Source organism: Nitrobacter sp. MLSD-S21 (assembly GCF_058809865.1).
Genome location: NZ_JBXASZ010000001.1, coordinates 825,748 through 847,786, shown reverse-complemented (window position 1 = coordinate 847,786; position 22,039 = coordinate 825,748). Strand labels below are relative to the sequence as shown.

Below are 22,039 nucleotides of genomic sequence, written 5' to 3'. Positions count from 1 at the left end.
CGTGGAAAAGCCGCTGCCGCGATTCGTCATCGGCAAGGCGGTCGGTGATGAAACCCGCTTTTATTGGACGCTGCCGACCTATTACCGCAAGCTGGGATGCCTGCTGCATAAACAGAACGACACAGCGCTCGGGACTGAATACGAAAAGGCCTGCAAGCGCGCGGTTGCGCTGAATGGTCTGTTCGACGAATGGGACCGCGCGCGCCTCGGCGAAGCACCGGTCGCGCCGATCGCCGGCAAGCCCGGCACAGTCGACTGGCTGTTTCGGATCTACAAGGGCAGCTTGGACTGGAAGGAGCGCGTCTCGAAGCGCACCGCCCCCGATCACGAGCTCACCATCCGTCTGTTTTGCGACATTCGCGGCAAGTCCGGCGTGCGGATCGGAGACCGGATGATCGCCGCCATCAGCCCGAACGCGGCCGACAAGGTCTACGAGAAGGTTCGCACCACGCCGGTCCGCAAAGGCAAGGCGGAACGGCCGCGCACGGCCGAGAAGGTTGTCGCCATCTGCCGCCATGCCTGGTCGGTGGTTCACCGGCTGCATCCCGAGTTCTTCAAGGAGAAGGTGCCGAATCCCTGGGAAGGCGTGGCCATGAAGCACCGCCGCAAAGCCGTGAAGGCCGCCGTGACGCGCGACGATGTCTATGCCTTCGCCTGGGGCGCCGTGAACAAGGGCTATCCCGCCGTCGCGGCCGCCGCCGTGATCTGTTTTGAATGGCTGCAGCGGCCGGAGAATGTGCTGGCGGGCTACGTGAGCTGGAACGACTACCGCGGCCGCAACGCCCCGACCATGATCCGCATCGAGCATCACAAGACCGGCGAGATGGTGCTGCATCCGCTCGAAGAGACCACGCTCGATGCGGACAACCAGGCAGTCCGGACGCTGTTCTATGAGGAGGCGGAAGACATCCTCGCCAAGGTGCCCAAGAGCGGCCTTGGCATCGTGATGCGCGACCGGCCGGCAGGCCCGATCAAATGGGACCCTTTCAGCATGGGGCGGCTGGTGCGAAGCCTGCGCGACGATCTCGGTCTGCCGAAAACGTTCACGCTCGACGCCTGCCGACACGGCGGCATGACCGAGCTCGAGGAAGCCGAACTCACCGACGGTCAGGGTCGTGCCCTCTCAGCGCATCGCAGCAAGGCCTACGAGGGCTATGCCAAGCGCACCGCCAAACGCGCGCTCGCTGCGACGCGGAAGCGGCATGCCTACCGCATGACGATGAGCACCGAAGATTCGACGGATTTTGAAACTGAGAAAGACTCGGCAAGACCTAGAGGCAGCAGTGTCTCGGTTTGAAATTTGAGATACTGATCAGACGGCGTCAGCAAGTTGAGCTTTGAGCAACATCTGGAGATAATTCGTAAGCTCAGAGAAATCGTAATGGCCAGAGTCCCAAGCTCGATCAGCAGCTTGAAGACCAGCGTAATAAGGTGCTCGGTTCTCACGGATACGCTCCGGAACGATTTTCTTGCCCCGTAACAGTTCTCCGTATTTCAAGCAGATGAGATAATAGCAGGCTGCTCTAGCAGTTCTGCCATTACCTTCGACGAAGGGATGTATCCAGTTGAGCCGCCAAAGAGCATAAGCAGCGATGGCCGTGGGGTGGTCCACCACCGTCCAGTTCTCATGGATCACCGAAAGCATTTGGTCGATGCAGTTAGGGACCTTCTCAAAATGAGGCGGATTATGGTTCCCTACATAAATCGGCTGCTCTCTAAATCGCCCTCCAAACTGAGCAATGTTTGCGACAGCGACATGGTTTAGAGCCCACAGCGTATACTTGTCGAAACTTTCGATACCTTTTTCGATACCGATTTCTATGCAGTTGGACAGAAGGTCATACTGTCGGAGTAGATTTTGTTCTTGGATTCGCTGGTAAAGCGCTTTGTTATCTTTCTCTCGCACCGACATAGAATCGCCCCCCTCAAATCTCTAACGGAGACGGATGTGCTCTGAGGCCTCCCGGACGGACTCTTTGGTAATTTCATCATTATCCAGCGCGTTGCCAAAAGCGAAGCTGATCCGCTGTTCCCGTAAATCGTGCTCCGAGACCGGCTGTCCGCGCGCCTCGTCCATCATCTTCAAAAGCTCCGGATCAGCCGGAGGTACAGCTAGAAATTGCTTTCGATCGGCCATGGGTTGTCCTCCTCTGACAGTCATCGTTGGATCATAACACCGCAATGAGCCCGAATAGGGACTCTTTTCGACGCGCCTCAACGATTCGTGCTCAACATTACCGGAACTGTGCATCTTGTTGGTTACACAAATGCCACTCTCGCCCCTGCTCTGCAATTCATGTATGCTTAGCGCCAAGTAAATATAAGGGGATGGTTCAATATGCCGCGAGGCCCCAAAGGCGGAAAACGCCCCGCAGGCGCCATCGGTGACGCCGTCATGATCGCCAAAATCGCGACCGGCGAGATTGAGGACATCACCACGGAGGACGGCAAGAACGCCGCCGCCGTGGCGCTAGGGCGCATGGGAGGCAAGGCACGGGCGGCGGGCATGACGGCCAAGAAGCGCTCGGAAATCGCTAAGAAGGCAGCTCAAAAGCGATGGAAACGAGATTAGCGCTTCCATCAAACTTCACGACGTTACCAGACCGGCGTCGGTCCCGGCCGAAAAACAGATCGATTCACATTAGGCAGGCTTGGCTTTATGTTTTGTCAGCCAACAGCTTCACAGCGCCCGGGCCGATCTTGCAACGGTCCACGATGGCATCGCTAGCTATGCCCACGATTTCGTCAACGTGCTGAGATGCCGGCGCGGCTTTTCTTACGGCTCCTAGCGCCTCACTCTCAGTGTCAAACATCGCGATGTAGAGGACTATAGCCCCTTGAGGCGCAGGTCCAAGGTCAGTAATACGGGCACGGACGAGATACGCTTTCATAGGGGCCGGAATTTCGTTCCTTCGCAGTGACTTGTTCAGTTTCAGAAGTCACCAAGTCCTATAAAACCGTGCGGTTCTTCAACATCAAACAACCCTCGCTTCAGAATGATCATTGAAAGCGCTTCCATTCGAGTCTGCTTTGCAGACCGTTGCGTAACCACTCCGCCACGTGGCCCCTCGAATCCGGATCAATATAGAGCATCCTCTGCTTAGGCAACCTGCTCTCTGCAGTCCGCGAGCTTCTATGGTTTGATAGTTCCGGCGCCAGACGACGGGTCAGGCGCGCTGGCGCCGATTCCGGCGGCGTTTTGGTCCGGGAGCAAGTTCGGGCATCCTACCCTGCACCTCCTGATATTTTGTCAACATCCCGTCGAAGCTGGCAAGCAATGTCGTCTCGATGTCAGGCCGACCTTCGAGGTTAGCGAGCATTATCGCTGCGGCCTCGATCGTGGCGAGTCCGTCGCGGCGCGGCTCCCTGCGCAGTTTGCCGTAGCGAGAGGTCCAACCGGGTGCAAGAACAACGCGCTGGCACTTCAACATCCACGGGTTGCGCCACCACAGCGCCTTGGCCTGGCTCCAAGTACCATCCAGCAGCACGACACCCTCAATATCCGCAAGAGCCGCGCGTTGATCGGTCTCCATCTGGCCGTTGCGATTGATGGCGATGATGGCACGGTCGGTATTGGAACGGTCGACCCTGACCGAGCCAAGGTAAAGCACCGCCCAGCGCGATGGGTCATGCACCGGTCGGCCCAACGCCCTGGAGAGACTGGGCCAGGACAGACCGATCTTCAACACGGCGTCCTGGAAATGTAGCGCGGTTAGCCGAGCAGTTCCGAGCGTTTTATCTTGCTCCTGTGGATGCTGCAGAAGAAGCAGCGAAGTCCGGATTTTGATCGGCTTAATGCCGTCGCAAACGCATAACACTGCCAATTTGTGACAGCGCTGGCATTGCGGGAGCGCGTCACGTCCTGCAGTGGAGCTCTCGGGGTTGCTGGACATTGCTCGCTATACGCCGCGCCGATCCAGCCCGCAACAACGATCGCCTCCCTATTCGGCCGGCGCGGCAGCGGGTACGGCCTCGCCTCGTCGTCGCAACCGGTCGATCAGAAGGTAGATGACCGGAGTCGTATAGAGGGTCAAAATTTGCGAAACGAGAAGCCCGCCGATGATGGTGATTCCGAGCGGTCGTCGTAGTTCCGTGCCGGGACCGACCGCGAGCACCAGCGGTATCGCAGCGAAAAGCGCGGCCATGGTGGTCATGATGATTGGCCGAAAGCGCACGCTACAAGCCTCGAAGATTGCGTCCGCGGATGATAATCCGCGTTGGCGCTCAGCATCCAGCGCGAAATCGACAATCATGATGCCATTTTTCTTGACGATACCGATGAGGAGAATGATGCCGACAAATGCAATGATCGTCAGTGGCGTATTGGTGATCTGCAAGGCCAGAAGTGCTCCGAGTCCAGCGGACGGCAGGGTCGAGATGATCGTGAGCGGATGAGCGAGGCTCTCGTAGAGAACCCCGAGCACAATATACACGGCGGCAAGCGCGCCGAGAATCAGTAGTGGCTGCCGTCCCGACGTTTTGCGGAAATCAGCCGCGTTGCCCTCGAAGTTTCCACGAATACCCTCGGGCATGTGCAACTCATCGACAGCGCGTTGAATATTGGCGGTAGCGTCCTGAAGTTCCACGCCCGGTAACGTGTCGAAAGACACCGTCATCGACGGGAGCGACTGTGAATGAACAACAGCGAGCGGCGACAGATCACGCTGATAGTGAGCGACGGCAGACAGCGGCACCTGAACTCCGTTGGCTCCGGCAACAAAGATGCGCTCGAGGTTGGATGGGTCTTCCTGAAGTTGTGGATCAATTTCCAAAATGACCTGGTATTGATTGCGCTGGGTATAAACTATCGAAATCTGCCGTTGCGAGAACGCGTTGTTGAGTGCGTTGTCGATATCCTGAACCCTGACTCCAAGGCTGGATGCCTTTTTCCGGTCGATGGACACGGTCAGTTGCAGACCACCTGCCTCGCGGTCGCTTGACACGTCAGTAATTCCCTCGACCGTTTGCATGCGCTTGGTGACAAGGGGCGCCCACTTCTGCAACAACTCGAGGTCGGTACTGTAGAGCGTGTATTGGTAGTTTGAATCGCTCTGGCGTCCTCCGGTGCGGATGTCCTGGGCGGCGAACATGAGCAGCCTGATGCCTGATAGGTCGCTAAGATTTCGGCGCATCCGGTTAATTACCTGCGGGGTCGTCAGTTTTCCCCGTTCAGCGGGCGGCTTCAAGATGATGTACATGAATCCTCGATTTGAGCCTCCGAGCGTGCCGCCGCCGATGGAAGAGCCGATTCCCTGCACGGCAGGATCTGCCATTACGATATCCATAGCGCGCTGTTGAAGTCCGAGCATGGACTGAAAGGAAACGTCGGCGGACGCGTGCGTGACACCAATTATGAAGCCGCTGTCGTCGATTGGAAAATAACCTTTCGGCGTCTTGATATAGAGAGTCACCGTCAGGGCGATAGTCGCAAAAAACACCAGCAACGTCAGGGCGGGAAAGCGGAGCACGACGCGCAGCGTGCGCGTATAAAACGCCACGATTCGCGAAAGCAGGCCTTCAACCAGCCGGTCGAACCGGGTCGCATTCGTGGACGTCGCGCCTTTGATGTAATGGGCGCAGATCATCGGCGTTACCGTCAACGACACGATCGTTGACACCACGATCGCGAAGGTGAGTGTGAGCGAGAATTCCCGCAACAGCCGGCCAGCAACGCCGTCCATAAAGATCAAGGGCATGAATGCGGCAATCAACGACAGGCTGATCGAGAACACGGTAAAGCCGATTTGCCTTGCTCCTTCGACCGCCGCCCGGTAAGGCGGCAAACCCTGCTCGAGATTGCGGTACATGTTCTCGATCATGACGATGGCATCATCGACCACGAAGCCGACCGAGATGGCCAGCGCCATCAGGGATAGGTTGTCGATGGAGAAACCTGCCAGCCACATCCCGACGCATGTACCAGCCAGCGCCAATGGAACTGATATGCCGGCCGCGACAGTCGGCGTAAGACGTCGAAGGAACGTAAATACCACCACCATCACCAGAAAGGCGGTGGCCAACAGTGTCCATTCCATGTCCTCAACGCTTGCCCGGATCGTGCCTGTGCGATCAACGATGATGGATACTTCGACACCGCCAGGAATCCACTTCTTGAGTTCGGGGAGCAGCGCCCTCACCCGGTCGACAGTGTCGATGACATTGGCGTCGCCCTGCTTGGTGACCTGGATCAACACCGCCGGCTGCTTGTTGAACCAAGCGATCGAGCGGCTGTTTCGCGTGGCATCCTTGACATCGGCCACGTCCGAGAGCCGAACGAAATTCCCTCCTGAATTCTTTATAATGATGTTGCGAAATTCGGTGGCCGTCCGCATCTGCCGGTTAGTCGACAGCGTCTCGCTCTGACGGTCGCCATTGAAAATTCCGACTGGGCCAAGCGGATTGGCGTTCACGATCGCGGTCCGGACATCATCGGTCGAGATGCCTGCGTTTGAGAGCGCGACCGGATTGAGAGCAATCCGCACAGCCGGCTGATCAGCTCCACTTACGGAAACCTCCCCTACCCCCGGGACCTGCGAAACGCGCTGAACAATAACGGTATCAGCTACGTCATAGATGGCGCTCGTCGACATAGTCTTTGATGTTAGCGCTAGAACGAAGACGGGTGACGCAGCAGGATTGGCCTTGCGGAATTTCGGCAATGTCGGCAGATCCGTCGGCAGATCGGCGAGCGATGCGTTGATCGCCGCTTGCACGTCGCGTGCCGCGTGATCGATGTCGCGCCCGATGGCAAACTGCAATTGAATGCTCGTGGCGCCCAACGCGCTCGTGGACGTGATTTGCTCGACGCCGGCGATCTCACCCAGGCGGCGCTCCAGCGGCGCGGCAACGGTAGCAGCCATCACCGACGGCGACGCGCCCGGCCGGTTCGCCGACACTCTGATCATCGGGAAATCGACATTGGGAACCGAAGCTACCGGAAGGACGGCGTAAGCGACAACGCCAATGAGAAACAGGCCAATGGCGAGCAGCGTGGTACCGACCGGTCTTCGAATGAACGGCTCGGAGATCGAGGCCATTATCTTATGTCCTCGGTCGCACCAGGCAGCGGCTTCGAACCGCCAGTAGGAACGGCTTGCTCGATTCGCTTGTTTAGCCGATCGAGCCCCAGATAGATCACCGGCGTGGTGTAAAGCGTGAGCAACTGACTGAGCAGCAGGCCGCCGATGATCGAGATGCCAAGTGGAAACCGCAACTCCGAGCCGGTGCCGCTTTCGATCGCCAGCGGCAACGCGCCGAACAGCGCTGCCAGTGTGGTCATCATGATTGGTCTGAACCGGAGCAGACACGCCTGCACGATAGCATCGGTCGAAGACATGCCTTGACGGCGTTCTGCCTCGAGCGCGAAGTCGATCATCATGATCGCATTCTTCTTCACGATGCCCATCAGAAGAATGATGCCGATCAGACCGATAACCGACAGATCCTGTCCGAACAGCATCAAGGCGAGAATGGCGCCGATACCCGCCGAAGGCAGTGTTGAGAGGATTGTAATTGGATGAACATAGCTTTCGTACAATACGCCCAGCACGATGTAGATCGTGACCAGTGCGGCCAAGATCAGCCAAGGCTGACCGGCAAGCGCTTTCGAGAATTCCGCCGCATCGCCCGAAAACATGCCGACGATACTAGAGGGCATGCCGATGCGGGTTTCGATGATCTTGACCCGTTCTACGGCGTCGCCCAGCGCTTCGCCCGGGGCGAGATTGAAGCTGAGCGAGAATGCGGGGAATTGCGCCTGATGAGAGATTGCCAGTGGTGCCGTCGTCCTGGTCAGCGTCGCAACTGCAGACAGCGGGACCTGAGCGCCGGCAACACCCGGCAGAAAAAGCTTGGAAAGGATTGAGGGGTCGTTCTGATACTGCGGCAAGGCTTCCAACACGACGCGATACTGGTTGGCCTGTCCATAAACGGTCGATATTTGCCGCTGAGCAAAAGAATCGTTCAAAGTGTCGTTAACAGCCTGAAGGCTAACGCCGAGTTGACCGGCGCGTTCGCGATCGATGTTCAGCGCGGCTCGAAGACCTGCGTCTTGCGCTTCCGACGATACGTCCCGAAATAGCGGATCGCGACGTAGTTCCTTGACCAGCTTTTGGGTCCACTCCGAAACGTGGGCTGCGTCCGTTCCCGTCAGGGTATATTGATAAAGTGAGCGGCTGGCCCGTGTGCTGATCTGAATATCCTGCACCGGTTGAAAATAAACCGCCATACCAGGGATCGAAGCTACGCGCGTCTTCAAACGCGTGATGATTGCAGCGACGTCGTCGCGGCGGTCACTCCGTGGCTTCACCGTCATCACCAGACGGCCGACATTCGTGGTCGGATTCACTGAACCGGCACCGATGACGGATACAACGCCCACGACGTCCGGATCCTCCTCGAGGATGCCCGCTACCTCGGCTTGACGCCTTCCCATTTCGGCAAAGGATACGTCTGGACCCGCCTCAGTTACCGCGGTTATCGACGCCGTATCTTGCAGAGGCAGGAATCCCTTTGGCGCGACGACATAGAGCATCATTGTTGCGACGACCGTCGCAAAAACAACGACCAGCGTTGCCCTCTGATGCTGAAGGACCCATAACAACGTCCAGTGATAGAATGCGACAAGCCGATCAATACTGCGGTTGACCGCCGCCAACCCCGGAATCGGAGCTCCTTCCTCCGAGTGTTTTAGCAGCCGGGAACACATCATCGGCGTCAGAGTAAGCGACACCACGGCGGACGTGACGACCGCGATCGTCAGTGTCAGTGCGAACTCGCGGAACATTCTTCCGACCAGCCCGGACATGAACAAAAGCGGGATAAACACCGCGATTAGCGAAACCGTCAGCGAAATCACGGTGAAGGCAATCTCACTCGCGCCCCGGAGCGAAGCCTCCATGACGCTCTCGCCGTTCTCGATATGTCGAACGATGTTTTCGATCATCACGATGGCGTCGTCGACCACGAATCCGGTGCCGATCGTCAGCGCCATCAGCGACAGGTTGTCGAGGCTGAATCCGGCGAAATACATGATGCCGAAACTGGTGATCAGCGACAACGGCAGCGCCACGCCCGCAATCAACGTCGCCCGGAGCGAGCGCAAGAAAAGAAGTACGACAAGCGTAACGAGGACGATGCTGAGAATGAGCGTGAACTGCACGTCGTGGACTGATGCGCGGATTGTCACGGTCCGGTCGCTGACGACGGTCAGTTTGACACCGGCCGGAATTGCTTTCTGGACCTTCGGAATCTCCTCCCGGATCTGGCGGACAACCTCGATCACATTGGCGCCGGGCTGGCGCTGGATATCGATGATGACCGCCGGCGTTCCGTTATACCAGCCGCCGGTGCGGTCGTTCTCCAGTCCGTCGACGATCCGGGCGACATCGCCAATCGTGACCGGAGAGCCGTTGCGGTAGGCGATAATGATCGGTCTGTATGCGTCGGCCGTCGTGATCTGGTCGTTCGCTGCGATCGTATAAGCTTGCTGTGCACCGTCCAGCGCGCCCTTGGGGCCAGAAACGTTGGCGTTGGCGATTGCGGTCCGCAAGTCCTCCATTGAAATGCCGTAGGCGGCGAGCCGCGCGAGATCGGCTTGGACACGTACCGCGGGCTTCAAACCTCCGAGCACGGAAACGCGGCCAACGCCTGAAATCTGACTGAGGCGTTGGCTCAGAATGGTGTCCCCAATATCGCTCAAGGTGCGCAGCGAGACCGTGTCGGAGGTCAGGGCGAGCGTTATTACCGGCGCATCGGCAGGATTCACCTTGGCATAAACGGGCGGGTACGGCAGGTTTTTCGGCAGTACTCCCGCGGCAGCGTTGATGGCCGCCTGCACGTCCTGCGTCGCGCCGTCGATATCCCGATTCAGGTTGAACTGTAAGGAAATCTGACTGAGCCCGAACGAGCTTGTCGATGTCATCGACGACAGCGACGGGATCTGACCGAGTTGACGTTCCAGCGGCGCTGTCAGTAATGACGCGACGACATCGGGACTGGCGCCTGGGAGCTGAGTTCTCACCTGTACTGACGGGAAATCGACTTGCGGCAGCGCAGAGACCGGCAACGCCCAATAGCCGAGCGCGCCTCCGATCATCAGCGCGATCCCGAGCAAGGAGGTTGCAATCGGACGACGAATAAACGGTTCCGAGACACCCATGTCTAATCAACTCGTCTGGCAGCGCACTGCCGTGGGTTCGCTTCTCAGTGCCGTGCCTCCGGAATCATGGCCGAGCCTTTGGTCCGCCGCCAGAACTCCGCTTGCCGCGACGCTCACTGTTGTCGCCGCCTCGGCGAGCGCCGTGCTCATCGTGCCGCTTCTGCGGCGCGAGATCGGCCGTCGGCGCCTGATCGTTCTGGCTGATCGTCACCTTTGCTCCGTCGGAGAGATTGGCAAATCCCGTCGTGACCACGCGATCAGTAGGACCAACTCCCTTGGCGATCACAGCGTCCTTTTCGTCCTGCTGCTGCACCGTCACTGGTTTGGCCGTTACGATGTCGTCGTCTCCGATCACGTAGCTGAAGGTTCCGAGCGGACCGCGCTGCACCGCCGACGTCGGTATAACCGTCGCCTGTAATAGCGTTTCAACCTTGATCCGCACGTTCACGAATTGGCCTGGCCAGAGCTGAAAATGCTCATTTGGAAACTTGGCTCTCAGCCTCAACGTGCCGGTGGTCGGATCGACCTGATTATCAATACCGATCAGCTCACCCGTGTCGGCTAGTGTCGTGCCGTCGCTTCCGAATACATCGACTTCGATAGCACCCTTGGCTGCTGCTGCATTCACCCGCGTAATTTGCTGTTGCGGAAGGCTAAACTGAACGGAGATAGGCTGAAGCTGCGTAATGACGACGAGTCCGGTCGTATCCGTGGTATTGATGATGTTGCCACGATCGACCTGGCGCAGGCCGACGCGACCGGAAATCGGCGCGACGATCTTGGTGAAGCCGAGCATCGCTCCCGCGTTGTCGATCGCGGCCTGATCGGCCTTGACCAGCGCCTCCTGTTGAGCAACGACCGCCCTTTGGGTATCCGCCTGCTGCTTCGAACCGGCATTGGAGACGGCCAGCTGCTGGTAGCGTTTCAGATCGAGGAGCATATTGGCAAGTTGCGCTTCGTCCTGGGCCTTCTTCGCAACTGTCTGATCGTACTGGGCCTGGTAGATCACGGGATCGATTTCGCCCAGCACGTCGCCCTTCTGAACATCCTGGCCTTCGGTAAAATTGACGGCGATCAGCTTGCCGTTGACCTGAGAGCGTACAGTAACGGTGTTCAGAGCCCGGACCGTTCCGACGCCGTCGAGGTAGACCGGCACATCCTGGATCCGCGGCGTTGCAGCCAGTACGGGAATTGCGCGATCGGAATGTTCTCGACCTCCATCACGCTTCGTTTGCTCAAGCGCGATCCAGCCAAGATAGGTGAGTCCTCCGAGGATCAGAAGCGTAATGACGATCCACACCGGCCGCCGCCGGCCGCCGGCCGCCGCCTGGCCAGGTATCCTTTCACCGGCTGCTTTCGCGGTTTCGTCGAGACCCGGTTTAAAGAGCATTGCCCGCCCTCTCGATTCTCGGCTCCCAGCCCCCGCCCAGGGCTTGATAAAGGCTCACGATTGCCTGTAACCGCGCAAGCTGCGCTTGCGCTAGGACGTCTTCCGCCTGAAACAGTGTCAATTGCGTGTTCAGCACGATAATAATATCGGCGGTGCCTGCCTGAAGCTGCTGCTCGGAGAGCTCGAATGCCCTGCGCGAAGTGGCCACGACCTCCCGCTGCAAGCGCAGTCTTTCAGCGGTCTGACGCACGGCAATCAGCGCGTTGTCGACATCGGCGAACGCCGAAACCACCGTCTTGCGGTAAGTCTGAAGCAGCTCGTCCTGTCTTGCTCTCGTGGTTTCGAAATTGCCGAGAATTCTACCGCCGTCGAAGATCGGCTGCGTCAGTCCGCCGGCGAGGTTGAAGAATGCGGCATTGGGGGTGAACAGCGCGACCAACGCCGGGCTCTGGTAGCCGCCCTGCGCGGTCAACGTAATGCTCGGAAAAAACTGCGCCCGGGCGCTACCGACATTCGCGGTAGCCGACGCCAGTTGCGCCTCCTGACGGCGGATGTCCGGGCGCTGGGTCAACAATTCGGATGGTAGCCCCGGCGTTACCCGTGGTGCAGTGATCCGGTTGAGCGAACCGCCCTTGACGTTCACGCTTTCTGGTGGGCGAGCCACCAGCGTCGCGAGCGCGTTGATGTTTTGTGCAAGCGTCTGCCGAAGCGGCGGAACGGTCGCGCGCTGATTCGCCAACACGCTTTCCTGCTGCGCCACGTCCAGGTCGGTTCCGGTACCGGCACTCAGCCGCTGTTTGAGTGCATCCAGGATACGCACGGCGCTGGCGATATTGCGCTCGGCGACGCGAATCCGGTCTTGTGAGGCAAGGACCTGAAAATAGGCATTCGCGACGCTGGCGAGCGTCGTCAGCGCGACCACATCGCGGTCAAAGCGGCTGGCACTGGCCGTCTCCACCGCGGCCAACGCGGCATCGCGGTTTTTGCCCCAGAAATCGATTTCGTAGCTGGCGGCGCTCAACGTGCCTGAGTAGTTCACGATCTCCCGGCCCCGATTTGTCAGGCCGCTTAAGCTCGACCCCGACGTACGGAAATAGGCTTCCTGTCCCCCGATGCTGACGCTCGGCAATAGCGCCGCACCCGCTATCCGGGATTGCTCGTCGGCCTGAACGATCCTTGCCGCCGCCGCTGCGATATCGAGATTGACGGTCTGGGCTTCCTCCATCAGGCCGGTCAATTCAGGAGAACGAAAACCACGCCACCAGTCGAGCTTCGGCAGAGCGTCGGCCCTGGTCGTCTGCGCAGCCTTGTACCCGCTAGGGATCTCCAGCGCCGGATCCGGAATATCCGCCGTCAGAATGCAGCCAGCCGACAACGCGGCCGCCACCAACACAGGGAGGAGCATAGCGGAACGCCAGATCCACATCGCGCATCTCTGAGGATGGCTAAAGGCCGTAGCAGGGGAAAAAGTCACACCGGCCCCCTGGGGGAAGACAGAAACGGCGACAGGTATTGACATGATATCACTGCGCCGCAGTCCCAACCTTTTCTGGAATAAAGCGACGCGGCCACCGGCAGTCATACTTTCTCTGAGATCGTCCTTATTCTAGCTGTCCGAACAGGTGACGGACAGTCCCGCCCAGCCAAGAACATTAGATGCGTTCCATAGGCGTCACTGCTCTGATTTATCAGAAAAGGCCCGATTTCAGGGCCTTTCTCGAAGTTCAGGCTACATACGCGTCCAACAATCTTACGAAGATTTCATGCGGCGTTGCGGGGTCCCGCCCGTTGGCGGCAGGGATTTTTCGGTCCGAGACCGTCTCTCTGTGGGATGCGATTCTACGCTCCCTTGTACCTCCCTCGCCCCTCAACTAGGGTTGCCTTGAAATCCTCCAACAGCCCAATGAGAATTTTGCATCTCATGAGAATCGATAACGACGTCGTAGAAGCGATCGGAAATACGCCTCTTATCAAGTTAAAGCACGCCTCAAATGCGACCGGATGCACCGTTCTCGGCAAGGCCGAGTTCATGAATCCGGGCCAGTCTGTCAAGGATCGCGCCGGGAAACAGATGATTCTGGAAGCTGAAAGGCGCGGCGATCTCAAGCCCGGCGGCCTCGTGGTCGAGGGCACGGCCGGGAATACCGGCATTGGTCTTGCCGTCGTCGCCAGCGCGCGCGGGTATCGCACGATGATCGTGATCCCGGAAACACAAAGCCGCGAAAAGAAGGATATGCTGCGGCTGTGCGGAGCCGAGCTTGTCGAAGTTCCGGCGCTTCCCTACAGCAATCCGAATAATTATCAGCACATCGCAAAGCGTCTCGCTGACGAACTGCGCAAGTCCGAACCCAACGGCGTCCTGTTTGCCGATCAATGGAACAACCTCGACAATCCCAAGGCGCACTACGTTTCAACGGGCCCCGAAATCTGGGAGCAGACCGGTGGCAAGGTCGACGGCTTCATCTGTTCGATCGGCACGGGCGGCACGCTGGCCGGAGCGAGCGCTTTCCTGCGGGAAAAAAAGAAGGATATCGTCATCGGTGTTGCGGACCCTCGCGGGGCGGCCATGTATGAGTTGTTCAAGAACGGCGTGGCCAAGCCGACCGCGGGAGGTTCGATTACCGAGGGAATCGGGCTCGGACGGGTAACGCCGGTGATTGCCGACGCTAAAGTTGACGAAGCTTACCTCATCCCAGACGAGGAGGCCGTGCCCGTCATCTACGATTTGCTTGAACATGAAGGGCTTTGCCTTGGCGGCTCGACTGGTGTCAACGTCGCCGGCGCGATTCGTCTCGCGCGCCAGTTGGGACCCGGTCACACCGTCGTGACGATCCTGTGCGACTCCGGCAACCGTTACCAATCGAAACTTTTCAACCCGGACTTTATGCGCTCCAAGGGCCTTCCCGTGCCGCAATGGCTCGAGAGACAAAGCACCGTAAAAATTCCCCTCGCAGCAGTTTAAAGCCGTTCCGGTCTCACCGCAGGATCTGGCTTAGAAAGAGCTGGCTTCGCGGGTGTCGCGGGTTGGCGAAGAAACTTGCCGGGGTATCGGACTCGATGATCTGGCCCTCATCCATGAACACGACGCGGTTAGCTACTTCTTTGGCGAATCCCATTTCGTGTGTGACCACAAGCATGGTCATGCCTTCTCTAGCCAGATCCACCATCGTGTCGAGAACCTCCTTGACCATTTCGGGATCCAGGGAGGACGTGGGTTCATCGAACAGCATGACCTTGGGGTTCATCGTGAGCGCGCGCGCGATCGCCACACGCTGCTGCTGGCCTCCGGACATCTGCCCAGGATATTTATTGGCCTGATCAGGTATTTTGACGCGTTCCAGAAACTTCATTGCCGCAGCCTCGGCATCTTTCTTCGGAGTATTGCGGACCCAGATGGGAGCGAGCGTGCAGTTCTCGAGCACTGTGAGGTGCGGAAACAGATTGAAACTCTGGAAGACCATTCCGACCTCGCGCCGCACCTCGTCGACGCGCCGCAAATTGGGTCCCAGCTCAATTCCATCGACGACGATGCGACCCTCCTGAAACTCCTCAAGAGCGTTGATGCAGCGGATCAGCGTTGACTTTCCGGAGCCTGACGGCCCGCAAATGACGATGCGTTCGCCACGGGCCACGTCGAGATCGATGTCCCGCAGCACGTGGAAACTGCCGAACCACTTGTTGAGACCGATGATGGAAACGATGGCGTTCGCATCTGTCATTGATATTTCCAAAGCTCAGGTTCGTCGATGCGCGTTCAGTCGATGCTCCACGAATAGGGAATATCGCGACATGCTGAAGCAGAATGCGAAGTAGATGAGTCCGGTGAACGCGAACCCGGTGAACAGCGTAGTTGGCGTCGCCCACGCGGGATCTGCAAACGAAGCTCGCAAGCTCCCGAGCAGATCGAACAATGCGACGATCGAGACCAGCGAGGTATCCTTGAACAACGCGATAAAGCTGTTGACCAATCCTGGAATGACGTGCCGCACCGCCTGCGGCATTACGATCAGCCCGGTGGTCTTCCAATAGGATAGTCCAAGCGCATGGGCGGCTTCTGCCTGTCCGTTCGGGATCGCCGCGAGACCGCCGCGAATAACCTCGGCATTATACGCCCCGGCGAACAGCGCTATGCCGATTAGGACTCGAACCAGCCCATCGACGGTGAAGTTTCCGGGAAGAAAGAGCGGCAACATGTAGGTCGCAAAAAACAATACGGTGATCAGGGGAACGCCGCGCCAGAATTCGATGAAAGCGATTGAGAACATCCGGATCAGCGGAAGGGTCGAACGCCGTCCCAGAGCCAACGCAATTCCGATCGGTATCGACGATACGATGCCTGTCACCGACACCACCAGCGTTACCAGCAGGCCGCCCCAGAGACGGGTATCGACAACCGGAAGTCCGCCGCGATCGAGACGCATTGCGGCGATAACCAGGCCAATGCCGACAAATGTTGTCAGGCTCGCGAGTAACGCTCCCCAGCCTGCACGGAAGCCGCCGCTGAAAAGGAAGAGCAGCAGCGAAACGATCGCAGCAGTGCAACCAAAATCGTACCAGACCGGCTGACCAGAGCTCTGGAGCCGATCCCGGAGCGAACTCAGCGGCGAGGCCAGCCAGTTCAGTGCATCGCCAATTGATGCAACGGCATTTCCCAACAGTCGTAAGATCGAACCGAATTCGCCTGCTTCCCCTGACGCGGCGAGCTGCCGCCCGGCATTACCAACGCTGTCAGCCAAGCTGGACAGAATCCCGGCGGTCCAGCTCACGCCAAATCCAGTGATGCCTCCACCGTGGAGAAGAAAAAATGCTGCGACCGGGAAAGCGATGAAGAACAGGCTGGCATTGAGACGTTTGGCCGGCAACCGAGGAATGAGAAGCGGCAGCAACAAGATGGCCGCCAACAGAAACGTCAGATTTACCCGCCACCGTTCGGGTTCTGGGTAAAAGCCGTAAATGAACTGGGTGATCTTCGCGTTGACGAACGGCCAGCACGCCCCGATTGATTGACTTGTATCGGTAACCAAACACGACGTTCGATTCTGACCTTCCCAGACCGCATCAACGAAGAAAAATCGAACTGCTGGAACAAGGACGAACCATAGCAGCGCAGCTCCAGTCACCGTAAGCAGCGCGTTGCTCGGGGAACTGAACAGACGGATCCAGAGAACACGGGCCAGGCTCGTAGTCCTGATGGGTGCGTGTCGTTCCGGAACGAGAGCGGCGCGTATAAACGATGGTGCGGGCCGAACGCTCATGCACCCCCGCTCCGTGCAACGCGCCTGGAGTAGACGCTCATGATCCCGCTGGTCACCAGCGAAATCAGCAGATACACGCCCATCGTGATCGCGAGGATCTCGATGGCTTGACCGGTCTGGCTAAGCGTTGTCCCCGCAAACACCGAGAACAGTTCCGGATAACCGATAGCGACAGCCAACGAGGAATTTTTGGTGAGGTTGAGGTACTGATTGGTCAGCGGCGGTAGAATGACCCTCATGGCTTGCGGGACCACGATCAATCGCAGCGTCGATCTGCGCGAAAGTCCGAGCGCGGCGCCTGCTTCCATCTGTCCCTTATGCACCGAAAGAATCCCCGCGCGCACGACTTCCGCGATGAAGGCGGCCGTATATGTCGAGAGCGCAATCGCTAGCGCGACAAACTCCGGGATCAGGCGCGCGCCGCCAGAGAAATTGAATCCCTGGAGAGTTGGCATTTCGAACGCGAAGGGAGTACCGAAAATGACCATCGCGGCGGCGGGAAGACCGAGCAGCAGACCAAGGGCGTATGGCCATACAACCAAAGCTCGCCCGCTCCGAAACAACTTGCGACGGGAATGGCTTCGCAGCAGCATGCAGCCGATGATCGCAACCACCACCGCGACGGCAAACGCGATTAGCCCCTCCTGCCCGACAGGCTTGGGAACCACAAGACCACGATTGCTGAGGAAGATACCGTCAATGACTGAGATGCTTTGCTTTGGACTCGGAAGCGTCCTCAGTACCGCGAGATACCAGAACAGAATCTGAAACAGTAAGGGCAGGTTTCGAACCAGTTCCACATAGCCGCCGGAAATGCGGGATATCAACCAGTTCGGCGACAACCGGCCGAGCGCCACCATGAAGCCGATTATCGTTGCGAAGAAAATACCAACTGCGGCGACCACGAGCGTATTCACAAGGCCGACAAGGAAAACGCGCGTGTAACTGTCGGTCTCGGAGTATGGGATCAGGGTCTGGCTAACGCCGAATCCCGCGGTATTCGACATGAAGCCAAGCCCGGATGCGATATTCTGCGCGTCCAGATTTGCTTTTGCGTTGGCCACGATCTCATAGCCGATCCACGCAAGGACGGCGACGAATACAGCCTGCAACGCAAGGGCACCCCAACCAGCCCGCCCGCCAAGCGCACGTCGTAGCCTGAGAAAAAATTGCAGCGGCGGTTTTCGAGGCGCGACGGTCATTCCTGACGCTGACGCTAGCGGATCGGTGGCGCGTACTGAATGCCGCCCTGCGTCCAGAGCCTATTGAGTCCTCGTGTGATGCCAAGCGGGGATCCGGCGCCGACGTTACGATCAAACGCTTCGCCATAGTTGCCGACGGCCTTGATGATGCGCGAGACCCAATCCTTGGTTACGCCGAGTTGCTCGCCGAAATTGCCGTCGGTCCCGAAAATGCGCTTGAGTTCCGGATTCTCCGATTTTGCCATCTCGCCAACATTCTTCTGCGTGATACCAAGCTCTTCCGCGTTGATCATCGCAAACAGCGTCCACTTCACGAGATCGAACCACTGGTCATCGCCCTGACGCACCATCGGCCCGAGCGGCTCCTTCGAGATCACCTCCGGCAGAACCGCATGATCGGCGGGATTAAGGAGCTTCAACCGCTGGGCGTAGAGCTGTGAAATATCCGACGTAAACACATCGCATCGACCGGTTTCGTAGGCCTTTATGGTTTCGTCGGCCGTGCTGAACGCGATAACCTCGTATTTCATCTTATTGCTTTTGAAGTAATCGGCGAGATTCTGTTCGCTCGTGGTGCCGGTCTGAACGCAGACGGATGCGCTATTCAATTCTAGCGCCGAATTTACCTTGAGAGATTTCCTGACCAGAAAACCCTGCCCGTCGTAGTAAGTCACGCCGGTGAAATTTCCTCCAAGCGAGGTATCGCGTGAAAGTGTCCATGACGTATCGCGCGACAGCACATCTATGTCGCCCCACTGTAGAGCGATAAACCGGTCTTTGGCGGATAGCGGGACGAACTTGATCTTGCTCGGATCGTTGAACACGACTGCTGCGATTGCGCGGCAGATGTCCACGTCAAGACCGGTCCAGTTTCCTTTGTCGTCAGGGGTGGAAAACCCTGGCAACCCCTGAGTCACGCCACACGACAGCACGCCTCGTTCCTTGACTGCCTCGAGCGTGGTCTTCGCCTTCGCGGATTCCTGTGCGGATGCCGATTGTAATGTAATACCAGCGGCGATGGCGAAAATGGCAGCAAGTATGCATTTCATGGCAATGCCTTTCAAGAACGTCAATGGATTGTCAGTTCGTGCCGTTTAGTCGCTCGGTTGAGTGCGGCCAATCGATTCGTTTCTCCCACCAGAATCGGGCCAAAGACGGACTGCGTCGATCAACCGATGTTGAGAGCAGATGGAAACTCGCAGCGGCTCTCCACCCTCGGTCGGCAGGGATTGAATTCCATCACGGAACGACTAGCGGTGGACTCTAGCGTCCGCATCCGTTCCGCGATCCGCCTTGCGAAGGTTGGAATCAAGGAGCCACTAGCAAATATATGTTGCTAGTGGGGTTTTAAATTTGACGTTCAGCTCCGCGACACGTGGGGGTTGACGGGGGTCTTTCCCTTCCTGTTACTACCCGACCACTCCGGAACTGCCATCCGGAAAGCACAAAATGCCTGGTTCAGCAGCGGGAAGATATGAACTTGTCGAAGGGCGACAGACCCACGGATTCGCTTCGAGCGGAAACCAGATTGGTCGTTTCCGGTCGAGACACGGCGTCCCAGAAAGGGTTCGTCAATCCTCCCATCGTTCGCGGCTCGACCGTGCTTTACCCGACTGCAAGCGATCTTTACGCTCACCGCGGAGAATTCCAATACGGACGGCACGGCACCCCTTCAACCCGCGCGTTGCAGGATGCGTTGGCGGCGTTGGAAGGCCCGCAATGCGCAGGCATAGGCCTCGTTCCTTCGGGGGTGTCTGCGATTTCTACGGCGCTATTGTCCGTGCTGAAGGCCGGCGATCATGTTCTGGTCTGCGATAACATTTATCGTCCTACGCGACAATTCTGCGATGGGATTCTGACGCGCTATGGAATCGAGACCACCTATTTCGACCCACTGATCGGTTCGGGAATCGCCGCGCTGTTCAGGCCGGAAACCCGCGCGGTAATGGTGGAGGCTCCAGGCTCTCAGTCTTTGGAGATGCCCGACGTTCCGGCGATCGCTGCCGCGGCGCACGCCCGCGGCGCGCTTGTGATCGACGACAATACGTGGGCAACCCCCCTCTTCCGCCGCGCACTCGAACAAGGCGTGGACATAAGCATCCAGGCGGCGACCAAGTACATCGGAGGACATTCCGACCTCATGTTTGGTACCATAGCCGCCAATGCCAAGGCCTGGCCGGCGCTCGCCGAAACCATCAAGCTGCTCGGTCTATGCGTCGGTCCTGACGATGTGTTTTTGGCCTTGCGGGGATTACGCACTCTTGCGGTAAGGCTTTATCATCACCAGCAGGCCGCGATCGACATGGCGCGGTGGCTTGCTCGGCGGCCGGAAGTTGCAAGTATTTTGCATCCCGCATTACCGGACGATCCCGGTCATGCGATCTGGAAACGGGACTTCACCGGCGCTTCGGGATTGTTCAGCATTGTCCTTAAACCCGCGCCACAACAAGCAGTCGATGCGCTGCTCGATACGCTGAAGCTGTTTGGCATGGGTTACTCGTGGGGTGGCTTTGAGAGCCTCATCATTCCCTTCGATTGCGCTTCGTATCGGACCGCGACGAACTGGACGCCGGGCGGGCCGACGCTACGACTACACATCGGCCTTGAGAATTTGGACGATCTCAAGGCCGATCTCGAACGGGGATTTGCGGCCTTCAACGCCCGGCAATGAGGCTTCTGCCTCGCGCTTTTTGTTGTTTCTCACGTTGATGATTGGCGTCCATTGAGAATGATGAAGTACACGTTGCGAAAATAAACAATGAGACCGAGAGCCTGGCCGGCGATGAACACCGGATCTCGCCGGTAAAGGGCGTAAATCAAAAGAAGAATCCCGCCTCCTATCGAGAAGAACCAGAACGCCACGGGGATCACGCTCTTTCGTGCGCGTTCAGATGCAATCCATTGCACGACGAACCGCATGGTAAAGAGACCCTGCGCAACAAAACCGAGAACGACCCAGCCGTCAAAATTGGATACGAACACGTCGTAGAAATAGGTCGTCAGCATCTCGAAGATGTCAGTCATGACGCATTACCTCGGTTGCCACGGGTGTCGATTTCTTACGGCGGATCAGCCACCACACACCGGCGAGGTCGATGATTCCGATCCACAGGCGATCGAAGAATCCATAATTCGACACGCCTGAACGTCGCAGCCGGTCGATCACGTCGACATAGGTGATGTCATAGCCCTCTCGCCGCACCAGCGCCGGGAGGAAACGGTGCAAGCCGTCGAAATAAGGGAGGGACAGAAACACCTCCCGCCGAAAGGCCTTCAGCCCGCAACCGGTGTCGCGCGTCCCGTCGCTCAGCACCCAGCTTCGCACCTTGTTGGCGATTCGCGACTGGAATTTCTTGAATCCGGTATCCTTGCGGCCAACGCGTTGGCCGGCGGCGAGACCGATGCGTCCCTCACCCTTCTCGATCGCCATTATGAGTTCCGGCAGAAATTCCGGATTGTTCTGACCGTCGCCATCCAGCGTCGCAACGATCGAACCGCGCGCGGCCCGCACCCCGGTCCGAACCGCCGCCGATTGGCCCGATGACTTTTCGTGACGAATCTGGCGCACATTCTTCCGCCGCGTCATGATCGTAGCCAAACGCTGGGCGGTTGCATCGGCGGAGCCGTCGTCGACATAGACAATCTCGTAGTCCCACCGGCCGTCCAGCGCGGCAGAGATCTCGTCGATCAAGGGTGCGATATTGTCCGCCTCGTTGCGCACAGGCACAACTATGGAAATCGTCGGCGTAGTCGTGCTGGTGGACATGTCGTCGTTCATTGTCCGATTGGTCCGCTAATCAGAGCCCGCGAAAAACTGGCCTATAGCGTTTTCGAGCGAAGTGAAATCCGGTTCGCGTGAAGAAAGCGCGTCATCAAAAAGACAGAGTCTTTCACCGTTTCCGCGAAGCGGTGAAAGACCCTAGCCGCGTCCGCTTCTTATGGCGCGTAAGCGCTGCGGGCAACACTTTTGAGATGGGAAATTTCGGCGAGCGAAGAATTTTATGCTGTCTACATCAATTGTAAGAACAACATC

Annotated in this window: 17 protein-coding genes; 4 read left to right on the top strand and 13 right to left on the bottom strand. The window is 58.2% G+C overall.

Going from position 1 to position 22,039, the window contains the following annotated elements:
• The first annotated feature begins 1 nt into the window (after position 1).
• Positions 2-1,297: a hypothetical protein gene (locus tag AC1RT6_RS04180; RefSeq protein WP_493029133.1), complete on the top strand. Its 1,296-nt coding sequence runs from the start codon at positions 2-4 to the stop codon at positions 1,295-1,297.
• Between the two features lie 15 nt (positions 1,298-1,312).
• On the opposite strand, the gene AC1RT6_RS04175 is transcribed toward AC1RT6_RS04180, so the two are convergent.
• On the bottom strand, positions 1,313-1,912 hold the full coding sequence (locus tag AC1RT6_RS04175; RefSeq protein WP_472789700.1) for a Fic family protein: 600 nt from the start codon (positions 1,910-1,912) through the stop codon (positions 1,313-1,315).
• A 21-nt stretch (positions 1,913-1,933) separates the two neighbouring features.
• Positions 1,934-2,137, bottom strand: coding sequence for a hypothetical protein (locus tag AC1RT6_RS04170; protein ID WP_472789702.1), 204 nt, complete (start codon positions 2,135-2,137; stop codon positions 1,934-1,936).
• Between the two features lie 258 nt (positions 2,138-2,395).
• Here AC1RT6_RS04170 and AC1RT6_RS04165 point away from each other — a divergent pair, with 258 nt between their 5' ends.
• Positions 2,396-2,572 carry an RNA-binding protein gene (locus AC1RT6_RS04165; RefSeq protein ID WP_493029130.1) on the top strand — a complete coding sequence of 59 codons (177 nt, stop codon included), beginning with the start codon at positions 2,396-2,398 and terminating at the stop codon, positions 2,570-2,572.
• Between the two features lie 595 nt (positions 2,573-3,167).
• Here the strand turns inward: AC1RT6_RS04165 and AC1RT6_RS04160 are convergent.
• The 5 genes from AC1RT6_RS04160 to AC1RT6_RS04140 all read right to left on the bottom strand — a co-directional run bounded on the left by AC1RT6_RS04160 (position 3,168) and on the right by AC1RT6_RS04140 (position 12,954).
• The gene (locus AC1RT6_RS04160) at positions 3,168-3,893 is read right to left on the bottom strand and encodes a tRNA-uridine aminocarboxypropyltransferase (RefSeq protein WP_472789705.1); all 726 of its coding nucleotides are present in this window, start codon (positions 3,891-3,893) and stop codon (positions 3,168-3,170) included.
• A gap of 48 nt (positions 3,894-3,941) precedes the next feature.
• Complete coding sequence (locus AC1RT6_RS04155) at positions 3,942-7,037, bottom strand: efflux RND transporter permease subunit (protein WP_079446560.1); 3,096 nt, start codon at positions 7,035-7,037, stop codon at positions 3,942-3,944.
• Positions 7,037-10,159, bottom strand: coding sequence for an efflux RND transporter permease subunit (locus tag AC1RT6_RS04150; protein ID WP_472789708.1), 3,123 nt, complete (start codon positions 10,157-10,159; stop codon positions 7,037-7,039). Before AC1RT6_RS04150 ends, AC1RT6_RS04155 begins: the two co-directional genes overlap by 1 nt.
• A 64-nt stretch (positions 10,160-10,223) precedes the next feature.
• Positions 10,224-11,549: an efflux RND transporter periplasmic adaptor subunit gene (locus AC1RT6_RS04145; RefSeq protein WP_472789710.1), complete on the bottom strand. Its 1,326-nt coding sequence runs from the start codon at positions 11,547-11,549 to the stop codon at positions 10,224-10,226.
• Positions 11,539-12,954 carry an efflux transporter outer membrane subunit gene (locus AC1RT6_RS04140; RefSeq protein WP_338013164.1) on the bottom strand — a complete coding sequence of 472 codons (1,416 nt, stop codon included), beginning with the start codon at positions 12,952-12,954 and terminating at the stop codon, positions 11,539-11,541. Before AC1RT6_RS04140 ends, AC1RT6_RS04145 begins: the two co-directional genes overlap by 11 nt.
• Positions 12,955-13,470: 516 nt before the next feature.
• On the opposite strand from AC1RT6_RS04140, the gene AC1RT6_RS04135 reads away from it, so the two are divergent.
• Positions 13,471-14,511, top strand: a complete 1,041-nt coding sequence (locus tag AC1RT6_RS04135; RefSeq protein WP_079446564.1) for a cysteine synthase A — start codon at positions 13,471-13,473, stop codon at positions 14,509-14,511.
• A 13-nt stretch (positions 14,512-14,524) separates the two neighbouring features.
• On the opposite strand, the gene AC1RT6_RS04130 is transcribed toward AC1RT6_RS04135, so the two are convergent.
• The 4 genes from AC1RT6_RS04130 to AC1RT6_RS04115 are packed head-to-tail and all read right to left on the bottom strand — an operon-like array spanning position 14,525 to position 19,055.
• Positions 14,525-15,268, bottom strand: a complete 744-nt coding sequence (locus AC1RT6_RS04130; RefSeq protein ID WP_079446565.1) for an amino acid ABC transporter ATP-binding protein — start codon at positions 15,266-15,268, stop codon at positions 14,525-14,527.
• 15 nt (positions 15,269-15,283) lie between these two features.
• On the bottom strand, positions 15,284-16,804 hold the full coding sequence (locus AC1RT6_RS04125; protein WP_079446566.1) for an amino acid ABC transporter permease: 1,521 nt from the start codon (positions 16,802-16,804) through the stop codon (positions 15,284-15,286).
• Complete coding sequence (locus AC1RT6_RS04120; RefSeq protein WP_079446567.1) at positions 16,801-18,006, bottom strand: amino acid ABC transporter permease; 1,206 nt, start codon at positions 18,004-18,006, stop codon at positions 16,801-16,803. The genes AC1RT6_RS04125 and AC1RT6_RS04120 overlap by 4 nt, the downstream gene beginning before the upstream one ends.
• A gap of 14 nt (positions 18,007-18,020) precedes the next feature.
• Positions 18,021-19,055, bottom strand: coding sequence for an amino acid ABC transporter substrate-binding protein (locus AC1RT6_RS04115; RefSeq protein ID WP_079446568.1), 1,035 nt, complete (start codon positions 19,053-19,055; stop codon positions 18,021-18,023).
• Between the two features lie 425 nt (positions 19,056-19,480).
• On the opposite strand from AC1RT6_RS04115, the gene metC reads away from it, so the two are divergent.
• Positions 19,481-20,677, top strand: coding sequence for a cystathionine beta-lyase (gene metC, locus AC1RT6_RS04110; RefSeq protein WP_472789713.1), 1,197 nt, complete (start codon positions 19,481-19,483; stop codon positions 20,675-20,677).
• Between the two features lie 29 nt (positions 20,678-20,706).
• On the opposite strand, the gene AC1RT6_RS04105 is transcribed toward metC, so the two are convergent.
• Entirely contained in the window at positions 20,707-21,030 is a 324-nt protein-coding gene (locus tag AC1RT6_RS04105; protein WP_079446570.1) for a lipid-A-disaccharide synthase N-terminal domain-containing protein, read from the bottom strand.
• The gene (locus AC1RT6_RS04100) at positions 21,023-21,772 is read right to left on the bottom strand and encodes a glycosyltransferase family 2 protein (protein ID WP_173815955.1); all 750 of its coding nucleotides are present in this window, start codon (positions 21,770-21,772) and stop codon (positions 21,023-21,025) included. Before AC1RT6_RS04100 ends, AC1RT6_RS04105 begins: the two co-directional genes overlap by 8 nt.
• Between the last annotated feature and the right edge of the window lie 267 nt (positions 21,773-22,039).